At 57.2% G+C, this 19,633-nt stretch carries 22 protein-coding genes; 17 read left to right on the top strand and 5 right to left on the bottom strand.

Annotation, left to right across the window (positions count from 1 at the left end):
* Positions 1-2: 2 nt before the first annotated feature.
* From FD715_RS17860 to cynS, 3 genes are read left to right on the top strand one after another with little or no spacing between them, the layout of a single operon-like run.
* Entirely contained in the window at positions 3-917 is a 915-nt protein-coding gene (locus tag FD715_RS17860; RefSeq protein ID WP_147113048.1) for an ABC transporter ATP-binding protein, read from the top strand.
* Entirely contained in the window at positions 917-1,399 is a 483-nt protein-coding gene (locus tag FD715_RS17865; protein WP_147113051.1) for a nuclear transport factor 2 family protein, read from the top strand. Before FD715_RS17860 ends, FD715_RS17865 begins: the two co-directional genes overlap by 1 nt.
* A 32-nt stretch (positions 1,400-1,431) precedes the next feature.
* On the top strand, positions 1,432-1,902 hold the full coding sequence (cynS, locus tag FD715_RS17870; protein WP_223274965.1) for a cyanase: 471 nt from the start codon (positions 1,432-1,434) through the stop codon (positions 1,900-1,902).
* Between the two features lie 94 nt (positions 1,903-1,996).
* On the opposite strand, the gene FD715_RS17875 is transcribed toward cynS, so the two are convergent.
* A complete protein-coding gene (locus FD715_RS17875) occupies positions 1,997-2,377 on the bottom strand; it encodes a hypothetical protein (RefSeq protein ID WP_147113055.1) in 381 nt (126 codons plus the stop codon).
* A 201-nt stretch (positions 2,378-2,578) separates the two neighbouring features.
* Between FD715_RS17875 and FD715_RS17880 the strand changes: the two genes are divergently transcribed.
* Positions 2,579-2,884: a zf-TFIIB domain-containing protein gene (locus FD715_RS17880; RefSeq protein WP_223274966.1), complete on the top strand. Its 306-nt coding sequence runs from the start codon at positions 2,579-2,581 to the stop codon at positions 2,882-2,884.
* A gap of 106 nt (positions 2,885-2,990) precedes the next feature.
* On the opposite strand, the gene yidD is transcribed toward FD715_RS17880, so the two are convergent.
* From yidD to FD715_RS17895, 3 genes are all read right to left on the bottom strand, one after another.
* Positions 2,991-3,209, bottom strand: coding sequence for a membrane protein insertion efficiency factor YidD (gene yidD, locus FD715_RS17885; protein WP_147113062.1), 219 nt, complete (start codon positions 3,207-3,209; stop codon positions 2,991-2,993).
* A gap of 178 nt (positions 3,210-3,387) precedes the next feature.
* A complete protein-coding gene (locus tag FD715_RS17890; RefSeq protein WP_147113065.1) occupies positions 3,388-4,218 on the bottom strand; it encodes a GNAT family N-acetyltransferase in 831 nt (276 codons plus the stop codon).
* The gene (locus FD715_RS17895; RefSeq protein WP_223274968.1) at positions 4,215-4,961 is read right to left on the bottom strand and encodes a GntR family transcriptional regulator; all 747 of its coding nucleotides are present in this window, start codon (positions 4,959-4,961) and stop codon (positions 4,215-4,217) included. Before FD715_RS17895 ends, FD715_RS17890 begins: the two co-directional genes overlap by 4 nt.
* Before the next feature lie 166 nt (positions 4,962-5,127).
* Between FD715_RS17895 and FD715_RS17900 the strand changes: the two genes are divergently transcribed.
* The 5 genes from FD715_RS17900 to FD715_RS17920 all read left to right on the top strand — a co-directional run bounded on the left by FD715_RS17900 (position 5,128) and on the right by FD715_RS17920 (position 9,813).
* Positions 5,128-6,111 (top strand): ABC transporter ATP-binding protein, encoded by a 984-nt coding sequence (locus tag FD715_RS17900; RefSeq protein ID WP_147113068.1) that lies wholly within the window; start codon positions 5,128-5,130, stop codon positions 6,109-6,111.
* A gap of 36 nt (positions 6,112-6,147) precedes the next feature.
* Positions 6,148-7,413: a PotD/PotF family extracellular solute-binding protein gene (locus FD715_RS17905; RefSeq protein WP_223274972.1), complete on the top strand. Its 1,266-nt coding sequence runs from the start codon at positions 6,148-6,150 to the stop codon at positions 7,411-7,413.
* 65 nt (positions 7,414-7,478) lie between these two features.
* On the top strand, positions 7,479-8,330 hold the full coding sequence (locus tag FD715_RS17910; protein ID WP_223274969.1) for an ABC transporter permease: 852 nt from the start codon (positions 7,479-7,481) through the stop codon (positions 8,328-8,330).
* A 2-nt stretch (positions 8,331-8,332) separates the two neighbouring features.
* Positions 8,333-9,172, top strand: coding sequence for an ABC transporter permease (locus tag FD715_RS17915; RefSeq protein ID WP_147113077.1), 840 nt, complete (start codon positions 8,333-8,335; stop codon positions 9,170-9,172).
* A complete protein-coding gene (locus FD715_RS17920; protein WP_147113080.1) occupies positions 9,172-9,813 on the top strand; it encodes an aspartate/glutamate racemase family protein in 642 nt (213 codons plus the stop codon). Before FD715_RS17915 ends, FD715_RS17920 begins: the two co-directional genes overlap by 1 nt.
* A 426-nt stretch (positions 9,814-10,239) precedes the next feature.
* Here FD715_RS17920 and FD715_RS17925 read toward each other — a convergent pair whose 3' ends face one another.
* Positions 10,240-11,148, bottom strand: a complete 909-nt coding sequence (locus FD715_RS17925) for a LysR family transcriptional regulator (protein WP_147113082.1) — start codon at positions 11,146-11,148, stop codon at positions 10,240-10,242.
* Positions 11,149-11,264: 116 nt separating this feature from the next.
* Between FD715_RS17925 and FD715_RS17930 the strand changes: the two genes are divergently transcribed.
* From FD715_RS17930 to FD715_RS17965, 8 genes are read left to right on the top strand one after another with little or no spacing between them, the layout of a single operon-like run.
* Complete coding sequence (locus tag FD715_RS17930) at positions 11,265-12,326, top strand: dipeptidase (protein ID WP_147113085.1); 1,062 nt, start codon at positions 11,265-11,267, stop codon at positions 12,324-12,326.
* A 49-nt stretch (positions 12,327-12,375) separates the two neighbouring features.
* Positions 12,376-13,971 (top strand): ABC transporter substrate-binding protein, encoded by a 1,596-nt coding sequence (locus tag FD715_RS17935; protein ID WP_147113088.1) that lies wholly within the window; start codon positions 12,376-12,378, stop codon positions 13,969-13,971.
* Positions 13,972-15,030: an ABC transporter permease gene (locus FD715_RS17940; RefSeq protein ID WP_147113091.1), complete on the top strand. Its 1,059-nt coding sequence runs from the start codon at positions 13,972-13,974 to the stop codon at positions 15,028-15,030. It begins immediately after the preceding gene.
* Positions 15,030-15,938, top strand: coding sequence for a nickel transporter permease (gene nikC / locus FD715_RS17945; RefSeq protein WP_147113094.1), 909 nt, complete (start codon positions 15,030-15,032; stop codon positions 15,936-15,938). Before FD715_RS17940 ends, nikC begins: the two co-directional genes overlap by 1 nt.
* A complete protein-coding gene (locus FD715_RS17950) occupies positions 15,938-16,795 on the top strand; it encodes an ABC transporter ATP-binding protein (protein ID WP_147113309.1) in 858 nt (285 codons plus the stop codon). Before nikC ends, FD715_RS17950 begins: the two co-directional genes overlap by 1 nt.
* Complete coding sequence (locus tag FD715_RS17955) at positions 16,792-17,532, top strand: ABC transporter ATP-binding protein (RefSeq protein WP_147113098.1); 741 nt, start codon at positions 16,792-16,794, stop codon at positions 17,530-17,532. The genes FD715_RS17950 and FD715_RS17955 overlap by 4 nt, the downstream gene beginning before the upstream one ends.
* A 24-nt stretch (positions 17,533-17,556) precedes the next feature.
* Positions 17,557-19,149, top strand: a complete 1,593-nt coding sequence (locus FD715_RS17960; protein WP_147113101.1) for an ABC transporter substrate-binding protein — start codon at positions 17,557-17,559, stop codon at positions 19,147-19,149.
* Complete coding sequence (locus tag FD715_RS17965) at positions 19,146-19,610, top strand: GAF domain-containing protein (protein ID WP_147113117.1); 465 nt, start codon at positions 19,146-19,148, stop codon at positions 19,608-19,610. The genes FD715_RS17960 and FD715_RS17965 overlap by 4 nt, the downstream gene beginning before the upstream one ends.
* Positions 19,611-19,633: the final 23 nt, after the last annotated feature.

The raw sequence follows: 19,633 nt of genomic DNA on the forward strand, positions 1-19,633 counted from the left end.
AGATGGCCAAACCATTTCTGTCAATCGAGCGGCTAACACAGCAATTCCCAGACGGTGCAGGCGGAACGCTCACCGTTTTTGAAAACGCGAGCTTTGGTGTCGAGAAAGGCGAATTCGTCTGCATCCTCGGCCATTCCGGATGTGGCAAGTCGACGATCATGAACATTCTTGCCGGGCTGGCGGAGCCGACATCTGGCGTGGTCAAGATGGATGGCATGCATGTGTCGGGTCCATCGCTGGACCGTGGTGTGGTGTTCCAGAACTATTCGCTTCTGCCATGGCTTTCCGCTTTGAAGAACGTGACATTCGGGGTTAGCGCCCGCCACAAGGGTTGGTCCAAGGCAAAAGTCGAAGAGCATGCGCGCGCCTATCTGGCCATGGTCGGGCTAGAGGGGGATGTGGTGCATCGCAAACCCTCGCAGCTGTCCGGTGGGATGCGCCAACGCGTCTCCATCGCACGCGCGTTCGCCAACCAACCGAAACTGCTGTTGCTGGATGAGCCCTTTGGTGCGCTCGACGCTCTGACGCGTGGGACAATCCAGGACGAACTGATCAAAGTTTGGAGCCAAACTGAGCAAACTGTTTTCATGATCACCCACGACATTGACGAAGCGATCCTGCTCGCTGATCGTATATTGCTCATGACCAACGGTCCTTTGGCGCGCGTGGCCGAGTCCGTCGACATCACCATCCCGCGCCCCCGCAATCGAACCGAGATTGTCGAGCATCCAAACTACTATGCCATCCGCAATCATCTGGTTCAGTTTCTTGGCCAGCGCTCCAAAGATCTGGCTGGTCACGGCTCGGACGGACAGGACCAACGGCCCGAGACTGTGCATATCGACAAAGCGGCCCACGCGGAGGCCGATGTGGACATCGAACCTGAAGGTGCGCACTTACGGGCGGTGAACGACTGATGGCTGCACTGGATTTGACCCCAAGAGCGCCCGTGCCGCCGTTTTCCTACGAAGACGCGGTCAAAAAAGTGCGCATGGCTGAAGATGCATGGAACACGCGCGACCCAGCCAAGGTTGCACAGGCCTATACGCCTGATACCCGCTGGCGCAATCGGTCAGAGTTTCTAAACGGCCGCGACGAGGTCGAGGCGTTTCTCACGCGCAAATGGGCCGCCGAGACCGGCTACCGCCTGATCAAGGAAATCTGGGCGCATTCAGAAAACCGGATCGCAGTGCGTTTTTGTTACGAATGGCATGACGAGACCGGCCAATGGTTCCGCGCCCATGGCAACGAAAACTGGGAATTCAGCGAAACGGGTCACATGGCTGTGCGCCACGCATCCATCAACGACGTGCCAATCGCTGAGACGGACCGCAAATTTCACTGGCCGCAAGGGGTGCGGCCTTCCGATCATCCCGGGCTCAGCGAACTCGGCTTGTAAAACACAACTCGTCCTTGAGGAGGGACAAAAACATGAAAGACACATTTGAGGTGCCCAGCATGATGACCAAAGAAGACGTGACCATGATGATCCTGTCCGCCAAAAAACAGGCGGGCCTAACATGGGAAGGCATCGCAGAGAAAATCGACATGTCTCCGGTTTGGACGCATTCGGCCTGTATGGGCATGAACGGGTTTCCAAAAGAGAAGGCCGAGGCCCTGGTGACCGCCTTGTCCCTGCCGCAAGAAGCTGTCAGCGTTCTGGAAGAACCGCCTACAAAGGTGTGGGAACAGTCGGTTCCAACAGACCCTTGCATCTATCGCTTCTACGAGATTGTCGGCGTCTATGGCCCAACGCTCAAAGCCCTGATCGAAGAAAAGTTCGGCACGGGCATCATGTCTGCCATCGACTTTGACATGTCGGTGACGAAAATCCCCTATGAAAAAGGGGATCGTGTAAAGGTTGAGATGACTGGTAAGTTCTTGGCCTACAATTCTTGGTAGTAGAGTTGGTTTGAGGCGGGATCGCTAAAGGCCGCACTTTGGCTTTGAAATTGCGTGTGCAAAACAGGCAAGTGATGGATCCTCGGTGAAACCGTCATTTTTTGAAGTGCGCCGAAACGTGAACTCTGCGCTTGTTGCCGCTATCTGAGAAACTCGCCATCAAAAGCGTCTCGCGTCGTCGGCAGGCTAGTGGTGAGCATTTCAAACTCGCCACTGACGCCACCCGGAACAGCACAGCGCGACCCGGTTTCGAGGTCTCCTTTGTGCGCCATGCCGGGTTCGCGAAATGAACCTGAGTGCCGATCAGGCCAAGTAGAACACGCAAGGGTTTGAAGTCTACCACTGTCTCGATGTCGGCGCGCGAAAGATCGCCCAAAGTGGCAATCCTATCGTCCCGGATGCAGGTATCCGTTTCGCCAACATCGTCTTGGTTGGCCACGATTCCGTTTCGAAAGATCACATCGCGCTTTGCCACGTAAATCAACCTCTTGCCGGTTCTTTTGGACTACCGTGCCGGTCTGCAATCTGTCTGCAGTACTCTAAGGGAAAGCAGCGCAACGGAAGCTCGAACGCGCCTTGTCGAACCTTGCAATTTAGCGAAGACACTCCACCTAAATTTGAACGCAATGAGCAGTCTGTGAGTGCTGCGCAAAAGAGGATTGAAAACATGCCCCTGATGAGCTCTCCGATTGACGGCTCTCCGATGAGAGAAATCGAACGCTACGGCGTCAAGATCGACATCTGTCCGACCTCGGGCGGCATCTGGCTGGATAAAGGCGAGCTTGAGAAGATCATCATGATGATCCGCGAAGAGGGTCTTCGAGAAGGCGGTGGCCATGAGGCTCGGGCGTCGGATGCGTATCACGATGATGCCTATCACGAAGAGGACGCCTACCCCACACGTCGTAAGTCGCATGGACAACGCCCGCGCCGCCGGAAGCGGGAGAGCATTTTCGAAAACATCATGGACATCTTTGAGTGACCGGTTTGGTATGGTCACCAGACATGTACGATAGCGACGCAGGATTGCGCCAAGCATCGCACGTTATTGCAGTTTCTCGCGGGATTTGATCATGGATCAGCGAGGATCATTTTGATTTCGAATGTGTCACTGGTGGCATGGGGCCAAATCCTGAGCCAGCCCACAGGTCGCAGCGCTCCAGTCGATTGAGCGTCAGCCAAAGGCCACAAACGGGACCATGAGTTGCGAGGGCTTCGATGGCATAGACAAAGGGGCTTGGCTGAAAGCGGCATGAGTGACCAGGCCAAGGTGACAGGATCAACCGATGACCACCGCGAACTCGCACTCTTCAATATGGCAATCACTGCGCGCTTAGTGCACGTCGCTGCGATAGCGAAACCTCGAGATCTATGGATGGGAGAGGTGCAGCACAAAGTCGACACTACCTAAAGTATAATCAACCTCTGTTTCACAACAGAAGACACCGGTGCGAAGTGAAGGCTCTCTGTTCAAACATCCCTTCGTCAACCCAATTCCAGGCTAGAGACTGCAAAACAGGTGTGCTTAGGCGCATCGAAACCCCCTCGATACATGCGCGCAGTTTTAAAGCTGGGTTGCCATCCGAGGGTCCGGCAAAGTTCCTGAAGTTCGATTGACGTATCGGGGACATCCATACTGATTGGCCCGGCGAAACCTGCAGACGCGTGCACAACCAGTTTCCGAGCAACAGCCGCGTTTTCGGCGACTAGGGGGCCGATTTTCGCGCCGGTCTGGCAAGCGCGTATCGTGCAAAAGCCAACCACAGCACCTTGATCTCGCATAACGAACGTCGTTCTATTTGACGTGCCTGTTAGCCAAGGATGCAGGTATTCAGGTTTCGAAACACCCGACGCCGCCGCTTCCATTTGGACCAAGGCCGTTATGTCCGCCGGATCAAAGGTCTCAATGACCGGCTGCGGCTGCCCGCTGATCTGTCCGGTAAACCGCGTTGTTCCACCGGCATAGGTAAAGCCGGAGGCGCGATAGTTGTCTTGCTGCGCTTCGACACCATCAAGGCCTATGGTTCTGCTGCGCGCGTGTCGCAAGGCGTGCGCCCAAAGCCCGAGCCCAATTCCACGCCCGCGAAAGTCTGGACGCACAATGTACAGCCCCAAAAAGGCGAAATCGGGCGTATGGTTCACGACCGAGATGGACGCAATCGGTTCGGCATTCTGGTCGACAGCGACGAAGAAACCCTGCGGATCAGCAGCATAAAACGCTTCTGCATCGTCCACACCTGGGTTCCAACCTTCGTCAGCGGCCCATGACAGAGCGACCGACACTTCGCTTAAAGATGCAGTCCGATAGTCAATCATTTCTTGAGCGCATCTCTAAGGGAAACAGGTCCGGTTGGGCTGTCGCGCAGATCTAACTGCATCAAGAGATCCAGAAGATGCCCCTTCATGATCTCTTCGGCATTGTCTGCATCCCCGTCACGCAACGCGTTTACGAGGCTACTGTGCGATGAGCTGTCACACAGCGCATTTCGGCGACGCCAATAAAGCGCAATCACCAGCGCCGAACGGGCCACGAGTTGCTTTAGAAGGGTTTCGATCAAATGGTGGTCGGCAATTCGAGCGATCTGGACATGGAAATCGCCCGACAGTTTGAGGGCCGGTCCAACTTCTTCTCGATCAATGGCGTCCTGTTCTGCTTTCATATGTGCTTCGAGGAAGGCAATGTCGTGAGGTGTTGCGCGCAAAGCGGCGGCGCGGGCCATAGCCGGTTCGATCAAAGACCGAGTTTCAAACACCTCGCGCGCCTCTTTCAGCGATGGCTTGGCAACAAACGCGCCTTTGTTGCGCAGGATCGTGACCAATCCCTTGTGTTCTAACGAGTGCAGCGCCTGGCGGACAATTGTGCGGCTTACCTGAAAGATATCGCAAACCTCATCCTCGCGGAGTTTTGCGCCGGGTTGCAGCCGGTGTTCGTGAATGGCCTCCGTCAATTGGGCAGCGATTTCGGCTGCCGTTGCAGGTTTTGCTTTTAGAATGACCGACACATGGCACCTCCTGCCGTGACGCTGCCCTGTGCTCGGGTTGCACGCAATGCTGCGCACGATGCTGCGTCAGATCGTATACAATATCCGCTCAATTTTTATACAGCATCGGTCTGCCCTGACAAAGTTTAGGCGTTCCGCTCGCGTTGTTGCGCTCGAAAATCCGATTCACCTTGGTGCGGCCGCACGAGATGTCGCAGCGTCAGGGCACACATGCGGGGATGCGATGCGCCAAAAACTGGACCTTGAACTCGTCAGCCTGACAAAACGGTATGGCGGGACGATTGCGGTTGATGCGATCAGCTATCATTTCTACGCGGGCACCTATGCGTGTCTTCTCGGTCCGTCCGGTTGCGGAAAATCATCCACGCTGCGGATGATCGCGGGGCATGAAACGGTCTCGGACGGGGCGGTCACGCTGGGTGGCCGCGACATTTCGCAATTGCCGCCCGCCAAGCGTGGGACGGCGATGATGTTTCAGAACTATGCGCTGTTTCCGCATCTTACGGTGCGCGACAACGTTGCTTTCAGTCTTAGAATGCAAGGCGTCGATCCGGCGACGCGTCATGCGCGAGCCGGTGAGATGCTCGAGCTTGTGGATATGACATCCCTCGCAGACCGGCTCCCGGCGCAATTGTCCGGCGGTCAACAGCAGCGTGCGGCTTTGGCGCGGGCTCTGATCACAAAACCGGATGTTCTTTTGCTGGACGAACCTTTGTCCGCGCTCGATCCGTTTTTGCGCATCCGCATGCGCGCTGAGTTGAAGAAGCTGCAGCGCGAACTGGGGATCACCTTTGTGCACGTCACGCACGGCCAGGACGAAGCATTGGCACTGGCTGATGAGATCGTGGTGATGAACGACGCCAGGATTGAACAGGCAGGCCGCACACGCGCGGTCTTTGAGGCACCCAAAACCGCCTTTGTTGCCCGTTTTCTGGGGTCTCACAACGTTGTCTCAATACCAGAGGGGTTGGTTGCGGTGCGCTCGGATGCGCTTGAGATCACGTCGGTCGATGGGGCCAAGTTGCCGGGCACAATCACCAATATTGAATATCAAGGCACGCATGTCGCGCTGACCGCCGCTGTCCCCGGCGCGCAAGAGGTCACGGCGCTTCTGTCTGACAAGGATTTCTTCGGCAACCCGAGGGAGTTGGGCGAGGCCATTGGCCTCGACTGGGAGGCTGAGGCTGCACATGCCCTGGCTGGATAACGACGTATTCAACAGAGAGGACAAATAATGACGACGATCTCAAAAGTACGCTATTCGCGTCGGTCCATGCTGAAGGCAGGTGGCGCGGCGGTGGCGGCCGCCGCGCTTCCGGCTCCAATGGTATGGGGACAAGAGACAAAAAACATCACCTTGCGCCAGTTTGGCACCGGGGTGTCGAACCTCAATGAAGTGGCTGAAAAGGTCAAGGAGGACTTGGGCTTTACCTTGGAAATGACAGCGCTCGATTCCGACAGTGTGACGCAGCGCGCGGCCACGCAGCCCGACAGTTTCGACATTGCCGATATCGAGTATTGGATCTGCAAGAAGGTCTGGCCCACGGGCAACCTGCAGGCCATGGATACCTCAAAGATTGCCAACTACGACAAGATCGTCGGCATTTTCCGTGACGGCAAATTAACCCCGGAAAGCGTGATCGCGCAGGGCACGGCACCGCACACGGTCGGATTTACAACCGGTGCTGACGGGACCACGTTCGTGGACGAGGAATCCGGGTGGATGACCCTCATTCCGACCATCTACAACGCCGACACTCTGGGCATCCGCCCCGATCTGATTGGCCGTCCGATCAACAACTGGTCCGAGCTTTTGAACCCGGAGTTCAAGGGCAAGGCGTCGATCCTCGACATCTCGTCCATTGGGATCATGGACATGGCGATGGTGGTCGAGTCGATGGGCGAATACACCTATCCCGACAAGGGCAACATGACCAAGGAAGAGATCGACCTGACGCTCGGCATCTTTACCGAGGCCAAGAAGAATGGTCAGTTCCGCGCCTTCTGGAAGTCCTTCGACGAAAGCGTGAACCTGATGGCCTCTGGCGAGGTGGTCATCCAGTCGATGTGGTCGCCCGCCATCACAGCTGTGCGGTCGCAAGGCATTCCATGCGTGTATCAGCCGCTCGAAGAAGGCTATCGCTCGTGGGGCGGCGGCATTGGTCTATCCGCTTCGCTGTCGGGCATGGAACTGGATGCGGCCTACGAATACATCAACTGGTATCTCAGCGGATGGGTCGGCGGCTTCCTGATGCGCCAAGGCTATTACTCTGCTGTGCCGGAGACATCCAAGAACTTTATGTCCGAAGACGAATGGGGCTTCTGGTTCGAAGGCAAAGAAGCCGCAGGCGACATCACCAACCCGTTCGGCGATGTGATGGAAAAAGCGGGCGCCGTGCGCGACGGCGGATCTTTCTACGATCGCATGGGCGCTGTGGCCTGCTGGAACGCCGTCATGGACGAGAACCAGTACATGGTCCGCAAATGGAACGAGTTCATCGCGGCCTAAGCGATGCCAGCCGGAGGGTTTTGGCCCTCCGGCACCACTTCAAGACAAAACCATTCGGGGTAAGCGTGCGGAACACTTCGGTCATTGGCTGGCTTTTGGCGTCACCCTTGTCGCTGGTATTGCTCGTTTTCCTTGTCGCTCCGATCACCATGATCGTCGTCGTCAGCTTTTGGGGCGCGACTGAATGGTCGATCTATCCGGCCTTCCAGTTTGACAATTACGCGTTCCTTTTGACCTCGGACGTGACCTATCGGGTCTTTCTGAACACCTTAAAATATGCCGCGATTACATGGGTCTGCACGTTGTTGATTGGCTTTACGGTTGCCTACTACTTGGCGTTCCATATCCGAAGTCTGACTTGGCAGATCGCGCTGTTCCTCCTCTGCACAATCCCGTTTCTGACCTCAAACATCATTCGCATGATCTCTTGGATTCCCTTTCTGGGGCGAAACGGGATTGCCAATTCCACACTGATCTCCATGGGGGTGATCGACGAGCCTTTGGAATGGCTGCTGTTCAGCGACTTCAGCGTCGTGCTCGCTTTTGTCCATCTTTACACGCTGTTCATGGTGGTGCCGATCTTCAACACGATGATGCGGATCGACAAATCGCTGATTGAGGCTGCGGCTGATGCGGGTGCCACAGGCTGGCAAACGCTATGGCACGTCATTGTTCCGCTGACCAAACCGGGCATCATGATCGGCACGATCTTTGTGGTTGCGCTGGTCATGGGAGATTTCATCACCGTGCGGTTCATGTCGGGCAGCCAGTCCGCCAACATGGGGCGGCTGATCCAGAACGACATTGCACTGCTGCAATATCCCTCTGCCTCTGCAACCGCCGTGATCCTGTTGATCACCGTCCTCCTGCTGATCGGAACGCTTTTGCGCTTCGTAGACATTCGCAAGGAGTTGTGACGATGGAGCCGCGCCCAAAGTCCTTTTACGTCCTCAGCGCCTTCTTTGTGCTGTTTCTGGTCTTTCTGTATGGCCCCACGCTGACCATCGGCATCCTGTCGTTCCAGGGCCCGGGCGGCGGTTTGACGTTCCCGATGCGGGGTGTGTCCCTGCATTGGTTCCGTGATCTGTTCGAACAACAAGCTGTTGGCGATATCTGGGGCTCTTTTCGACGGTCATTTGTTCTGGGGCTTATGGTGATGGTGACCACTGTCGTGGTCTCGGTCATGGGCGGTCTGGCCTTTCGCAAGCGTTTCGCAGGGGCGACGGTGCTGTTTTACCTGATCATCACGTCGCTGGTGATCCCATCAATTCTGATCTCGCTCGGCGTCGGGCTGATCTGGTCGCAATCCGGTCTGCCGGTGCATTGGTCCAGTTCTGGCTTTGGCGCGCAACTGACCTGGACGCTTCCGTTTGGTCTGCTGATTATGTTTGCGGTCTTCAACCGGTTTGATCGGTCCTACGAAGAAGCCGCCCGCGATCTCGGAGCCAGCCCTTGGCAAGTCATCCGTCACGTGGTCTTGCCCATCATCGCCCCTTCGCTGATTGGCGTCGCGCTCTTTGGTTTCACGCTCAGTTACGACGAATTCGCACGGACATTGCTGACTTCTGGCAGCCACAACACATTACCGCTCGAAGTTTTCGGAATGACCACAAACGTGACCACTCCGGTTTTGTTCGCCTTGGGCACACTCACCACTGTTTTTTCACTGCTGGTGATAGGGATTTTCCTACTGGTGGTCTGGTTCATGAACCGCCGCCGGACCCGTCATGGGTCTGACGCCGGGCAAGGCTTGGTCTGATGGCCGTGGTCATCATCAACCCAAACAGCACAGCCTCAATGACCGCGGCGATGTTGGCGCAAGCCCGTCGGTCGGCGCCCGAGATCGACTTCGAAGGTTGGACCTCGGACAAAGGCCCGCCTGCCATTCAGGGCCCGACGGATGGCGAAGCTGCGACGTCGCCGCTTTTGGATCTTGTCGACAAGGCATCACAGTCTGGCGCGGATGGAATTGTCATAGGCTGCTTTGATGACACCGCCCTCACTGAGGCGGTCGCGCGCGCAAGTTGTCCGGTCATCGGGATCGGCCAAGCCGCTTATCACTACGCCGCGCTCAGAAACTGGCGCTTTAGCATTGTCACTACGCTTTCCGTGTCCGTTCCGGTGCTTGAGGCGAACATCCAGCGCATTGGCCTGAGCCAATACCTGTCCAAGGTCCGCGCCTCGGACGTGCCGGTTTTGGAACTGGATGCAAACCCGGACAAGGCGGGAGAGATCATCACATCCGAAGCGCTGCACGCCCAAACCCACGATGATATCTCCGCCGTTGTTCTGGGGTGTGCAGGGATGGTCGAGGTTCTTCACCAAGTCGAAACAGCACTTTCGGTGAAAACCATCGATCCGGTTAGCTGCGCCGCACGGTGTTGGAAGTGGCTCGTCTAGTGCGTCAATCCAATGGATTAAGTCCGGCCTTCCGTTGCCATTCACGCATCTAGCAACACTGGATCACATGAGCGCGCGGCAGATCTCAGGGACATCGCACCAAAGCGCAAATGGTGAGCCGGTCTGGCTATCGCTCCTATCGAGCCTCCAAAATCGTTCTAAGATGGCCTGCCGTGACGGATTACATTGTGGTATCACTCGGTGGTGGCTTATCGAATGGGACCGAGTTTCCTTCGATTCCCTATACGAAGACGATGCCGTTTTGAAACGCGATTGCCGCTCGGAATTGCAGACGCGATCTCTGACGAACAGCTCCTACTACACTGAAGATCTTTTTTGGATCTTTCTGCAGGTCCGTTACGGATGAAGCTCAAACGGGTGGTATTTTGTAGAGTGACCTTAGGCGCGTTGATGTTTTCCGTAAGGTCAGGTCGGTTCGGTTAATTGCATTCTTACCGTGTGCAGCCGCAGATGCCGGATGAACGCCCGCGCGATGGCCGGAGTGGGCTTATGGTCGGATGTGACGAAGTAAGTCCTATACTCGATAGGCGATTCAAACCTCTTGAACACAACCTCATCCGATCGGTACTGCACGACGGGGAAGGGATTGATCACGGTGACGCCGAGACCGGTTTGCGCAAGGTCCACCGCTGCAAAAGATGTTGAGGCTTCGGCAACGATCCGTGGCACGCTTCGGCTGTTTGTCAGAACTTTTTCCAATTGCGCGCGCCGTGAGTGCCGTCGGCTCAGCGCGATCAGGGGCTGGTTGTGCAGATGTTTGGGATGAACAATTTCGAGTTGCGCCAGCTCGTGGTCCTTGGGCATCGCGCACGCGGCTTCGGATCGCCGATACGGCGTCAGCTTTACACCTTCGCGCGTCAAATCAACGCCCGTTATGCCCAAATCGGATCGGTCTTCCTGCACGCGCCTGATCACATCCTCGGACGCATTGACTTCGAGGCTGACAAAGAAGTGCGGGTTTGCATGCAAAAAGGTTGCAATGTGACCAACCAGAAATCGATGGGCATATGTCGGTGGTGCCGTCAGGCGCAGGGCTTCCTGGGTGGGCTCTATAGGGCCGTCGATGCGGTCCAGCGCTTCAAACAGTGGGTCCAGCCTGCGGTTCAATTGGGTTGCTTCGAATGTCGGGCGCAAACGCCCACCATCCCGCTCAAACAGGATCCGACCGAGCCGCGCCTCAAGTGACGAGATGGACCGGCTGATTGCCGACTGAGAGAGACCAAGCCGCAGGGCTGCTTTCGACGTCGTGCCGCTTTCCATAAGCGCGCGCAGCGCCTCGTATTCCGGTAAACTGTGCCAGGTTCGCCCCGCCATCAAAGCCCCTGCAATAATGTCATCGCTCTATGAAGTATTATCATATACATAAATGTATCCGATGAGAATTTATGTCGTAAGCTTGCCCGGCTGCTATCCATGCCGAGACGACACCCATGGGGTCCCCAACCCAACCAGCCATTTTCGACGGTCATAACGATGTCCTGCTGAAGCTGTTCAGGGCCGGTCAGGCATCAGTTACTTATCATTTTATGAACGGGGGTGACGGCGCCATCACCTTGTCCTCCGCCAAGGAGGGAGGCTTCGGCGGAGGATTTTTCGCCGTGTTCGTGCCCTCGCCGATGGATGCGGACGAAAAGTTCGAGGAGATGACCAAGGACGCTTACGATTTGCCATTGCCTGACCCAATCGCTTGGGAGGATGCGTTTCCGGTCGTGATGTCACAGGCGGCAATCCTGTTCGAACTGCAAGAACTGGGCGCCTTAAAAGTCTGTCGCACGGTCGCCGAACTTCGAGACTGCCTGTCCGCTGGAACAATCGCGGCGATCTTTCACATCGAAGGCGCGGAAGCGATTGATCCGGATCTAAACACGCTTGATGTTTTGTACCAGGCTGGGCTGCGCTCTCTTGGACCGGTCTGGAGCCGCCCAACGATCTTCGGCCACGGTGTCCCGTTCCGCTACCCGAGCACGCCGGACATAGGCCACGGGTTGACGGATCATGGTTTGCGATTGGTCAAAAGGTGCAACGACCTGGGCATTATGGTCGATCTATCCCATCTGAACGAAGCGGGCTTTTGGGATGTGGCCCGGCATTCGAGCAAACCGCTCGTCGCGACTCATTCAAACGTACATGCCCTCTGTCCGCATGCGCGCAACCTGACCGACAGACAGCTTTCCGCAATTGCGGAAAGTGGTGGTATGGTGGGATTGAACTTCGCCGTAGCGTTCCTGCGCACAGACGGAAAAATGCTGCCTGACGTCCCGCTCGAGCAGATGATCCGCCACTTGGACCATCTGATTGAAACAGTGGGCGAGGACTGTGTCGGCTTCGGATCAGACTACGACGGCGCGATTGTGCCCGAAGCGCTTACATCCAGTGCCGGATTGCCGAAATTGCGGGCAACCATGCGTCGACACGGCTACGACGACGCATTGATGACCAAACTCTGCCATGGGAACTGGCTTAGAGTGCTTGAGGAAACCTGGGGAGCATAACCCGGGCGCAATAACCACAAAAGATTATGACAACAGAGGAACAGATCACATGAACACATTTGCACGATTGCTTTCGGGGGCCGCGATTGGACTTGCGGTGAGCGTGACGTCTTTCGCTGCCGTGGCTGAAACACCGGCAAACATGCTGGTCATCGCACACCGGATAGACGACATCACAACAATTGATCCGGCCGAAAGCTTTGAATTTGCAGGGTCCGATATCAGCCGCAACGTCTATGGCCGACTGGTGAGCCTCGATCCAAATGATCTTGCCGCCGGATACAAGCCCGACCTCGCCACCAGCTGGGAGGTGTCGGAAGACGGCAAGACCATCACATTTACCATGCGCGAGGGTGTGACGTTCCATTCCGGCAACCCGGTGACCGCAGAGGACGCAGCATTTTCATTGCAACGTGCGGTCATCCTGAACAAGACGCCCGCATTTATTCTGACCCAGTTCGGCTTTACCGCAGAAAACGCGACCGAGACGATCCGCGCCGAAGGCAACAAGCTGATGATCACGACGGACAAGCGCTATGCGACGTCTTTTGTGCTGAACTGCCTGACGGCGACCATCGGCGCCATCGTGGACAAGGAAACCGTCATGGCCAACGAGGTCGATGGCGATATGGGCAACGAGTGGCTCAAGACCAACTCGGCCGGGTCCGGCCCGTACAAGCTGGACAGCTGGAAGCCCAATGAAAGCGTCACGATGTCGTCGAACCCCGACTACTACGGTGGTGCACCGGCCATGGAGCGTGTGATTGTGCGCCATGTCCTTGAAAGCGCGTCGCAGCGGCTGCTTCTGGAGCGTGGCGATATTGATATCGCCCGCAACCTGAACCCCGAAGATATCGCGGGTGCAGCGCAAGCAGACGGTGTGACGATCGAAGATGAGCTTAAAGGCCGTCTGATGTATATCGCTTTGAACCAAAAGCATCCCGAGCTTTCGAAGCCTGAGGTGCGGCAGGCGTTCAAGTACCTGATCGATTATGAGGGCATGCGCGACAGCTTCCTCAAAGGCCAGTATACCATCCACCAGAACTTCCTGCCGGCGACCTATCTGGGTGCGTCCGAGGAAAATCCGTTCTCGTACAACATTGAAAAGGCGAAGGAGTTGCTTGCCGCTGCAGGCGTGGAGGATCTGGAGATCGAAATCGGCGTGCGCGAGGCACAGGAGCGGATCGAGATCGGTCAGAGTTTCCAGAATGCAGCAGCGCAAGCCGGGATCACTGTGAACATAACGGTTGGTACCGCCAAGCAGATTCTGGCGCGGTACAGGGCGCGTGAGCTTGATGTTTACCTCGGCGCCTGGGGGCCGGACTACCCAGATCCGCAGACCAATGCGGGCACGTTTGCCTACAACCCCGACAACTCGGACGAGGCCAACGCCACCGGCCTGCTCGCATGGCGCAACAGCTGGGACACCGGTGGGCTGACGGAAAAGGTGGATGCGGCGGTGGTCGAGAATGACCGCGATATGCGCATTCAGATGTATAAGGACATTCAGGCCGAGTTTCGTGAAACATCGCCCTTCGTCATCATGTTTCAGCAGATCGAACAGTCTGCCCTGCGTGACAACGTGACCAACTGGTCCACGGGCCAGGCCGTGACCTCCGCCGCCTATTGGCAGGTCACCAAGTAAATGGCCCTCGCCGAGGACAGTGGGAAGGGGCGCGTTCGTGCGTCCCTTCCTCCATGGATCAAAACGACCATCTTAACCATCGGCTCGATCGCGATGACGATGCTGGGCCTTTTGTTCGTGACGTTCATCATCGGTCGCGTGATGCCGATTGATCCGGTTCTCGCCATCGTGGGTGAGCGGGCGTCGCAGTCCACCTATGATGCTGTGTTTCTCGAACTGGGGCTCGACAAGCCGCTGATCGTGCAATTCGGATACTACATCTGGGATGTGCTGCACTTGGATTTCGGTACGTCTCTTTTGAACGCAAGACCCGTATCCGAGGACATCGCCCGCGTCTTCCCCGCTACGCTTGAGCTTGCCACCTTGGGTATCATCATCGGGATCGTGATCGGTGTGCCATTGGGCGTCGTTGCTGCCGCGCGCAAGGGATCATGGATTGATCAGGTTGCCCGCGTACTGGCCCTTGTTGGCTATTCGATGCCCATCTTCTGGTTGGGCCTGATGGGCCTTCTCATCTTCTACGGTATTCTTGGCTGGGTGGGCGGCCCCGGACGTGTGGGGATCTTTTACGTTGACGTCGTCCCAAGCGTGACGGGTCTGATCCTTGTTGACGCAGCTTTGGACGGCAACTGGGACGTCTTCAAGAACGCCTTCAGCCACATCATCCTGCCCGCGTCCCTGCTGGGATATTTCTCGCTCGCGTATATCAGCCGCATGACCCGCTCGTTCATGCTGGAGCAGTTGAGCGCCGAGTACATCACAACCGCGCGGGTCAAGGGCATGTCCGAGTGGGACGTGATCTGGAAACACGCGTTCAAGAACACTCGCGTGCAGCTGATCACGGTCATCGCGCTAAGCTATGCCAACCTGCTCGAAGGATCGGTGCTGACCGAAATCATTTTTTCTTGGCCGGGTATCGGCAGTTACATCACCACGGCACTGCTGAGCGCTGACATGAACGCGGTTCTTGGTGGCACCGTCGTCGTCGGGCTGATTTTCATCCTGCTCAATATCCTGTCTGACCTGCTTTACAGGGTCTTTGATCCGAGGGCGAAGTGATGGCGGACATGACCCTTCGGCAGTGGCTGCTGACCGACACGCCCACATCGCGTCGCCATGCAAAGCTGTCGGCGCTGTATCAGGGCTGGCTTGCGTTTCGGTCGAACACGATGGCGATGATCGGCCTTGGGATCCTGCTGTTGCTTGTGTTCATCGCCGCAGCCGCACCACTTTTGGCGCCGCATGATCCATTCGTGCAGAACCTTGGCAACCGGCTGGCGCCCTTGGGGTCAGAAGGGCATCTTCTGGGGACGGACAGTTTGGGCCGCGATATCCTGTCTCGCCTGATCTACGGTGCGCGTATCACGCTTTACATCGTGGCGCTTGTGGCGCTCATCGCACCGGTGGTGGGTCTTTTGGTCGGTACGGTCTCTGGCTATGTCGGCGGTTGGGTTGATATCGTCCTGATGCGGATCACCGATATCTTCCTTGCCTTTCCGCGCCTTGTGCTGGCTTTGGCCTTCGTTGCTGCACTGGGCGCCGGGATTGAAAACGCGGTCATCGCCATTTCACTCACCGCTTGGCCACCCTATGCTCGGATTGCGCGGGCGGAAACGCTGACGATCCGGTCGTCTGACTATATTGCGGCGATCAAGCTGCAGGGGGCAGGTGGCCTGCGGATCATCACGAAACACATTTGGCCACTTTGCATTTCATCCCTGATCGTGCGCGTGACGCTGGATATGGCTGGGATCATTCTGGCTGCTGCGGGTCTTGGGTTTCTCGGCCTTGGCGCCCAACCGCCGAGCCCGGAATGGGGTGCCATGATCTCGGAAGGGCGGCGCTTCATCCTTGACCATTGGTGGGTTGCAACGATGCCGGGGCTGGCAATCTTTACCGTGTCTCTGGCCTTTAACCTGTTGGGTGATGGCCTGCGCGACGTGCTTGATCCGAAGGCAGGCGAATGATGGATCCCCTTTTGGATATCGAAAACCTTTGGGTGCGTTTCCCGACCCGTCAGGGTGTCTTTGATGCCGTGCGCGGCGTGTCTTTTACGCTTGGGCGCGAACGGCTTGGCATCGTGGGCGAAAGCGGATCGGGCAAGTCAATGACCGGGCGGGCCATCCTGCGTCTTATCCGTCCGCCGGGTCGTGTCGAGGCTGAACATATCAAGCTGGACGGCGTGGACCTGTTGCAAAAGTCCGAAAAGGAGATGCGCGACGTCCGGGGTGAGCGCATTTCAATGGTCATGCAGGATCCGAAGTTCTCGCTGAACCCGGTGATGACTATCGGCGACCAGATCATCGAAGCTTACCGGCTGCACAACAATGCATCGAAATCCGAGGCACGGTCAAAGGCGCTCGAGATGCTCGGGGCCGTGTCGATCCGCGATCCTGAACGGGTCATGCGCGCCTATCCGCACGAGATGTCAGGCGGTATGGGACAGCGCATCATGATCGCAATGATGCTGATCCCAAACCCGCAGATTCTGATCGCGGACGAGCCGACCTCGGCGCTTGACGTGTCTGTCCAGCGGCAAGTGCTCGATATCATGGATAGGCTGGTCAAGGAGCGTGGCATGGGTCTGATCTTTATCAGCCATGACCTCAACCTTGTTGCCGATTTCTGCGACCGGGTTCTGATTATGTATGCAGGCCGGATTGTCGAGGTGTGTGATGCGGACAAGCTGCATGATGCACAGCACCCCTATACACGCGGACTGTTGAACTCGTTGCCGCGGCTCGACACGCCGCGCGACCGTCTGGATGTGCTCGAACGCGATCCTGCCTGGTCGGATGCGTCAAGTGTGAGTGGGCGTATATGAGCATGTTGAACATCGAAGGTCTGAACGTCTGGTTCGGCCGCGACAGGGACCGTGTTGACGCGGTCAAAGGCGCATCTTTTGATGTGGGGACCGGAGAAAGCTTTGGCCTCGTCGGAGAAAGCGGGTCAGGGAAGTCGACGATCCTGCGGGCGATCACCGGCCTCGCGCCAACATGGTCGGGTCGGATCACCGTGGATGGCCGTGCCGTCGAAAAGGCGCGCCCGCGTGCCTTTTACAAGCAGGTTCAGATGGTGTTTCAGGACCCTTATGCATCGCTTCACCCGCGCCATTCCGTCGATGCCGTTCTGGCCGAGACGCTGAAACTGCATGGGTTCACAGATATCGACGCACGTGTCGCAAAGCTGCTGGACGATGTGGGTCTGGGACAAAAGTTCCGCTTTCGCTATCCGCACCAGCTGTCAGGCGGGCAGCGACAGCGCGTGGCCATCGCCCGCGCGCTCGCGCCGGAGCCGCAACTCCTGTTGCTGGACGAGCCGACGTCTGCACTGGATGTTTCCGTGCAGGCGGAAATCCTCAACCTGCTCGCCGATCTGCGGCAGGGACACGGTCTGACCTTTCTGATGGTCTCGCATGACTTAAGTGTGGTGGGTCACATGTGCGACCGTCTCGCGGTGATGAAGGACGGCGAGATTGTCGAGGTTATGGACGTCGCAGCCCTGCGCGCCATGAAAGCGACCCATCCTTATTCGCAGCACTTGCTTCAGGCGTCGGTCTGACGCGCAACTCAACAGGGGGAATTCATGTATCATTGCAGAAATCGTCTTTTCGCGGGCGTCACCGCCGGAGTTCTGGCTGTCATGCCGCTTTATGCTCAGACACCGGACAACATGCTGGTTGTCGCGCAGAACATCGACGACATCGTAACCATTGATCCAGCGTCTGCCTACGAATTCAGTTCGGGTGAGTATGTCGCCAACACCTATGACACTCTGGTGCGTTACGACGCGATGGACACGACTGTGCTGGCGCCTGCCTTGGCGACTGACTGGCAGATCGACGCGGAAAACAAGACGGTCACCTTCACCTTGCGCGACGACGTGACGTTTCACTCTGGTAACCCGCTGAGGGGTGAAGATGTCGTTGGCTCTTGGAAGCGGGTGGTGTCCCTCGACAAGGCGCCCGCGTTCATCCTGACACAGCTCGGCTGGACTCCTGACAACATCGAAGAAATGGTCACCGCCGAGGGCAATACCGTAACCGTGCGATATGAGGGCGATTTCGCGCCATCTTTTGTCCTGAACGTGCTTGCCGCGCGCCCAGCATCGGTCGTGGACATGGAAATCGTGATGGCCAACGAAGTCGACGGCGATTTGGGTCACGCATGGATAAACCGGAATTCGGCCGGCACCGGGCCGTTCAGCCTTGGCAGTTACCGTCCTGCAGACATTCTGACGCTTGATGCAAACCCGGACTACTATCAGGGCGGCCCTGCGATGGACCGCGTTGTGATCCAGCACAATCCCGAAGGGGCCACGCAGCGCCTGCAGCTGGAAGCGGGTGATATTGATATCGCCAAGAACCTTGATCCGGGCCAAGTTGCCGGGCTGGAGGGGATCGACGGTGTGCGGGTCGAAACGTATCCGCAGGCCGCCGTGCACTGGGTGTCTTTCAACCAGAAAACCGAAAGCCTGACAGATCCGGCCGTTTGGGAAGCTGCGCGCTACCTGGTGGACTATGAGGGTATGGCCGACGGTATGCTCAAGGGCCAGATGAAGGTGCACCAGGCGTTCTGGCCGGACGGTTTTCCCGGTGCTCTGACCGACACGCCGTTTGGCTTCGATCCAGAAAAGGCGAAGCAGATACTCGCGGACGCCGGGGTGGAGACTCCCATCAACGTGACGATGGATGTCATTTCCGCCCCAACCTTCGTCGAGATGGCACAGGCCCTGCAAGCGTCCTTTGCCCAGGGTGGGATTAACCTTGAGATCGTGCCGGGCACTGGGGCGCAGGTCATCACAAAGTACCGCGCCCGCACGCATGAGGCGATGATGCTGTACTGGGGCCCGGACTTCATGGATCCGCATTCAAACGCCAAAGCGTTTGCGTTCAATGCCGACAATTCGGATGACAAATATGCGTCAACCACAACCTGGCGGAACGCGTGGATGCCGCCCGCAGAGTTGAACGAGAAAACCATGGCCGCGCTGGCCGAGCAAGACGCTGATACGCGACTGGAGATGTATCTTGAACTGCAGCGCGCAACTCAAGCTGAAGCCCCGTTTGTCATCATGTTCCAAGCGATCAAGCAGGTCGCGATGCGCAACAATGTCCAGGGGTTCGTGAACGGCGCCACCTCGGATTACGTGTTCTATCGTCTGGTTGAAAAGGAATGATCGACGGATCGTCCTTCGATGATTTCTTTGCCGATTTGCACAGAGATGTCGGGGGACGATTGTTTACGATCACGGTTCTTGATCCAGAGGCGGGTCTTGCAACGCGTGTTTATACGTCGGACGCAGAGGCGTATCCGGCCTCCGGAACCAAACCGATGTCGCAGGGCGCATGGACAGACAAGGTCATCGGTCGCGGCGAAACGTTTGTCGCGAATACAGTGGCAGAGTTTGCAGTATTTTTCGGGGATCATGCCCTGATCGAAAGCCTTGGGTGTCAATCCGCGCTGAACATTCCCGTTTCGCACGGCGATCAGGTGATCGGGACGGTGAACGTGCTGGATCAGGAACACCACTTCACGCCGGACCGCGTCGTGCACTGCCAAGCCATCATTGCCGAACGGCATGATGAACTGGTCGCCGCCCTGCGCAGCTTCGCTCCTGAGGCTCGGCAGGTGCGTTAGCGCGTCGCGGGGTCAACATAGGG

This window comes from Tateyamaria sp. syn59, from assembly GCF_007995245.1.
Lineage (GTDB): Bacteria > Pseudomonadota > Alphaproteobacteria > Rhodobacterales > Rhodobacteraceae > Tateyamaria.

Coding starts and splice junctions, on each gene's coding strand:
- FD715_RS17860 (WP_147113048.1), top strand. CDS start 3: ATGGCCAAACCATTTCTGTCAATCGAGCGGCTAACACAGCAATTCCCA.
- FD715_RS17865 (WP_147113051.1), top strand. CDS start 917: ATGGCTGCACTGGATTTGACCCCAAGAGCGCCCGTGCCGCCGTTTTCC.
- cynS (WP_223274965.1), top strand. CDS start 1,432: ATGAAAGACACATTTGAGGTGCCCAGCATGATGACCAAAGAAGACGTG.
- FD715_RS17880 (WP_223274966.1), top strand. CDS start 2,579: ATGAGCTCTCCGATTGACGGCTCTCCGATGAGAGAAATCGAACGCTAC.
- FD715_RS17890 (WP_147113065.1), bottom strand. CDS start 4,218: ATGATTGACTATCGGACTGCATCTTTAAGCGAAGTGTCGGTCGCTCTG.
- FD715_RS17900 (WP_147113068.1), top strand. CDS start 5,128: ATGCGCCAAAAACTGGACCTTGAACTCGTCAGCCTGACAAAACGGTAT.
- FD715_RS17915 (WP_147113077.1), top strand. CDS start 8,333: ATGGAGCCGCGCCCAAAGTCCTTTTACGTCCTCAGCGCCTTCTTTGTG.
- FD715_RS17920 (WP_147113080.1), top strand. CDS start 9,172: ATGGCCGTGGTCATCATCAACCCAAACAGCACAGCCTCAATGACCGCG.
- FD715_RS17925 (WP_147113082.1), bottom strand. CDS start 11,148: ATGGCGGGGCGAACCTGGCACAGTTTACCGGAATACGAGGCGCTGCGC.
- FD715_RS17930 (WP_147113085.1), top strand. CDS start 11,265: ATGGGGTCCCCAACCCAACCAGCCATTTTCGACGGTCATAACGATGTC.
- FD715_RS17935 (WP_147113088.1), top strand. CDS start 12,376: ATGAACACATTTGCACGATTGCTTTCGGGGGCCGCGATTGGACTTGCG.
- FD715_RS17940 (WP_147113091.1), top strand. CDS start 13,972: ATGGCCCTCGCCGAGGACAGTGGGAAGGGGCGCGTTCGTGCGTCCCTT.
- nikC (WP_147113094.1), top strand. CDS start 15,030: ATGGCGGACATGACCCTTCGGCAGTGGCTGCTGACCGACACGCCCACA.
- FD715_RS17950 (WP_147113309.1), top strand. CDS start 15,938: ATGGATCCCCTTTTGGATATCGAAAACCTTTGGGTGCGTTTCCCGACC.
- FD715_RS17955 (WP_147113098.1), top strand. CDS start 16,792: ATGAGCATGTTGAACATCGAAGGTCTGAACGTCTGGTTCGGCCGCGAC.
- FD715_RS17960 (WP_147113101.1), top strand. CDS start 17,557: ATGTATCATTGCAGAAATCGTCTTTTCGCGGGCGTCACCGCCGGAGTT.
- FD715_RS17965 (WP_147113117.1), top strand. CDS start 19,146: ATGATCGACGGATCGTCCTTCGATGATTTCTTTGCCGATTTGCACAGA.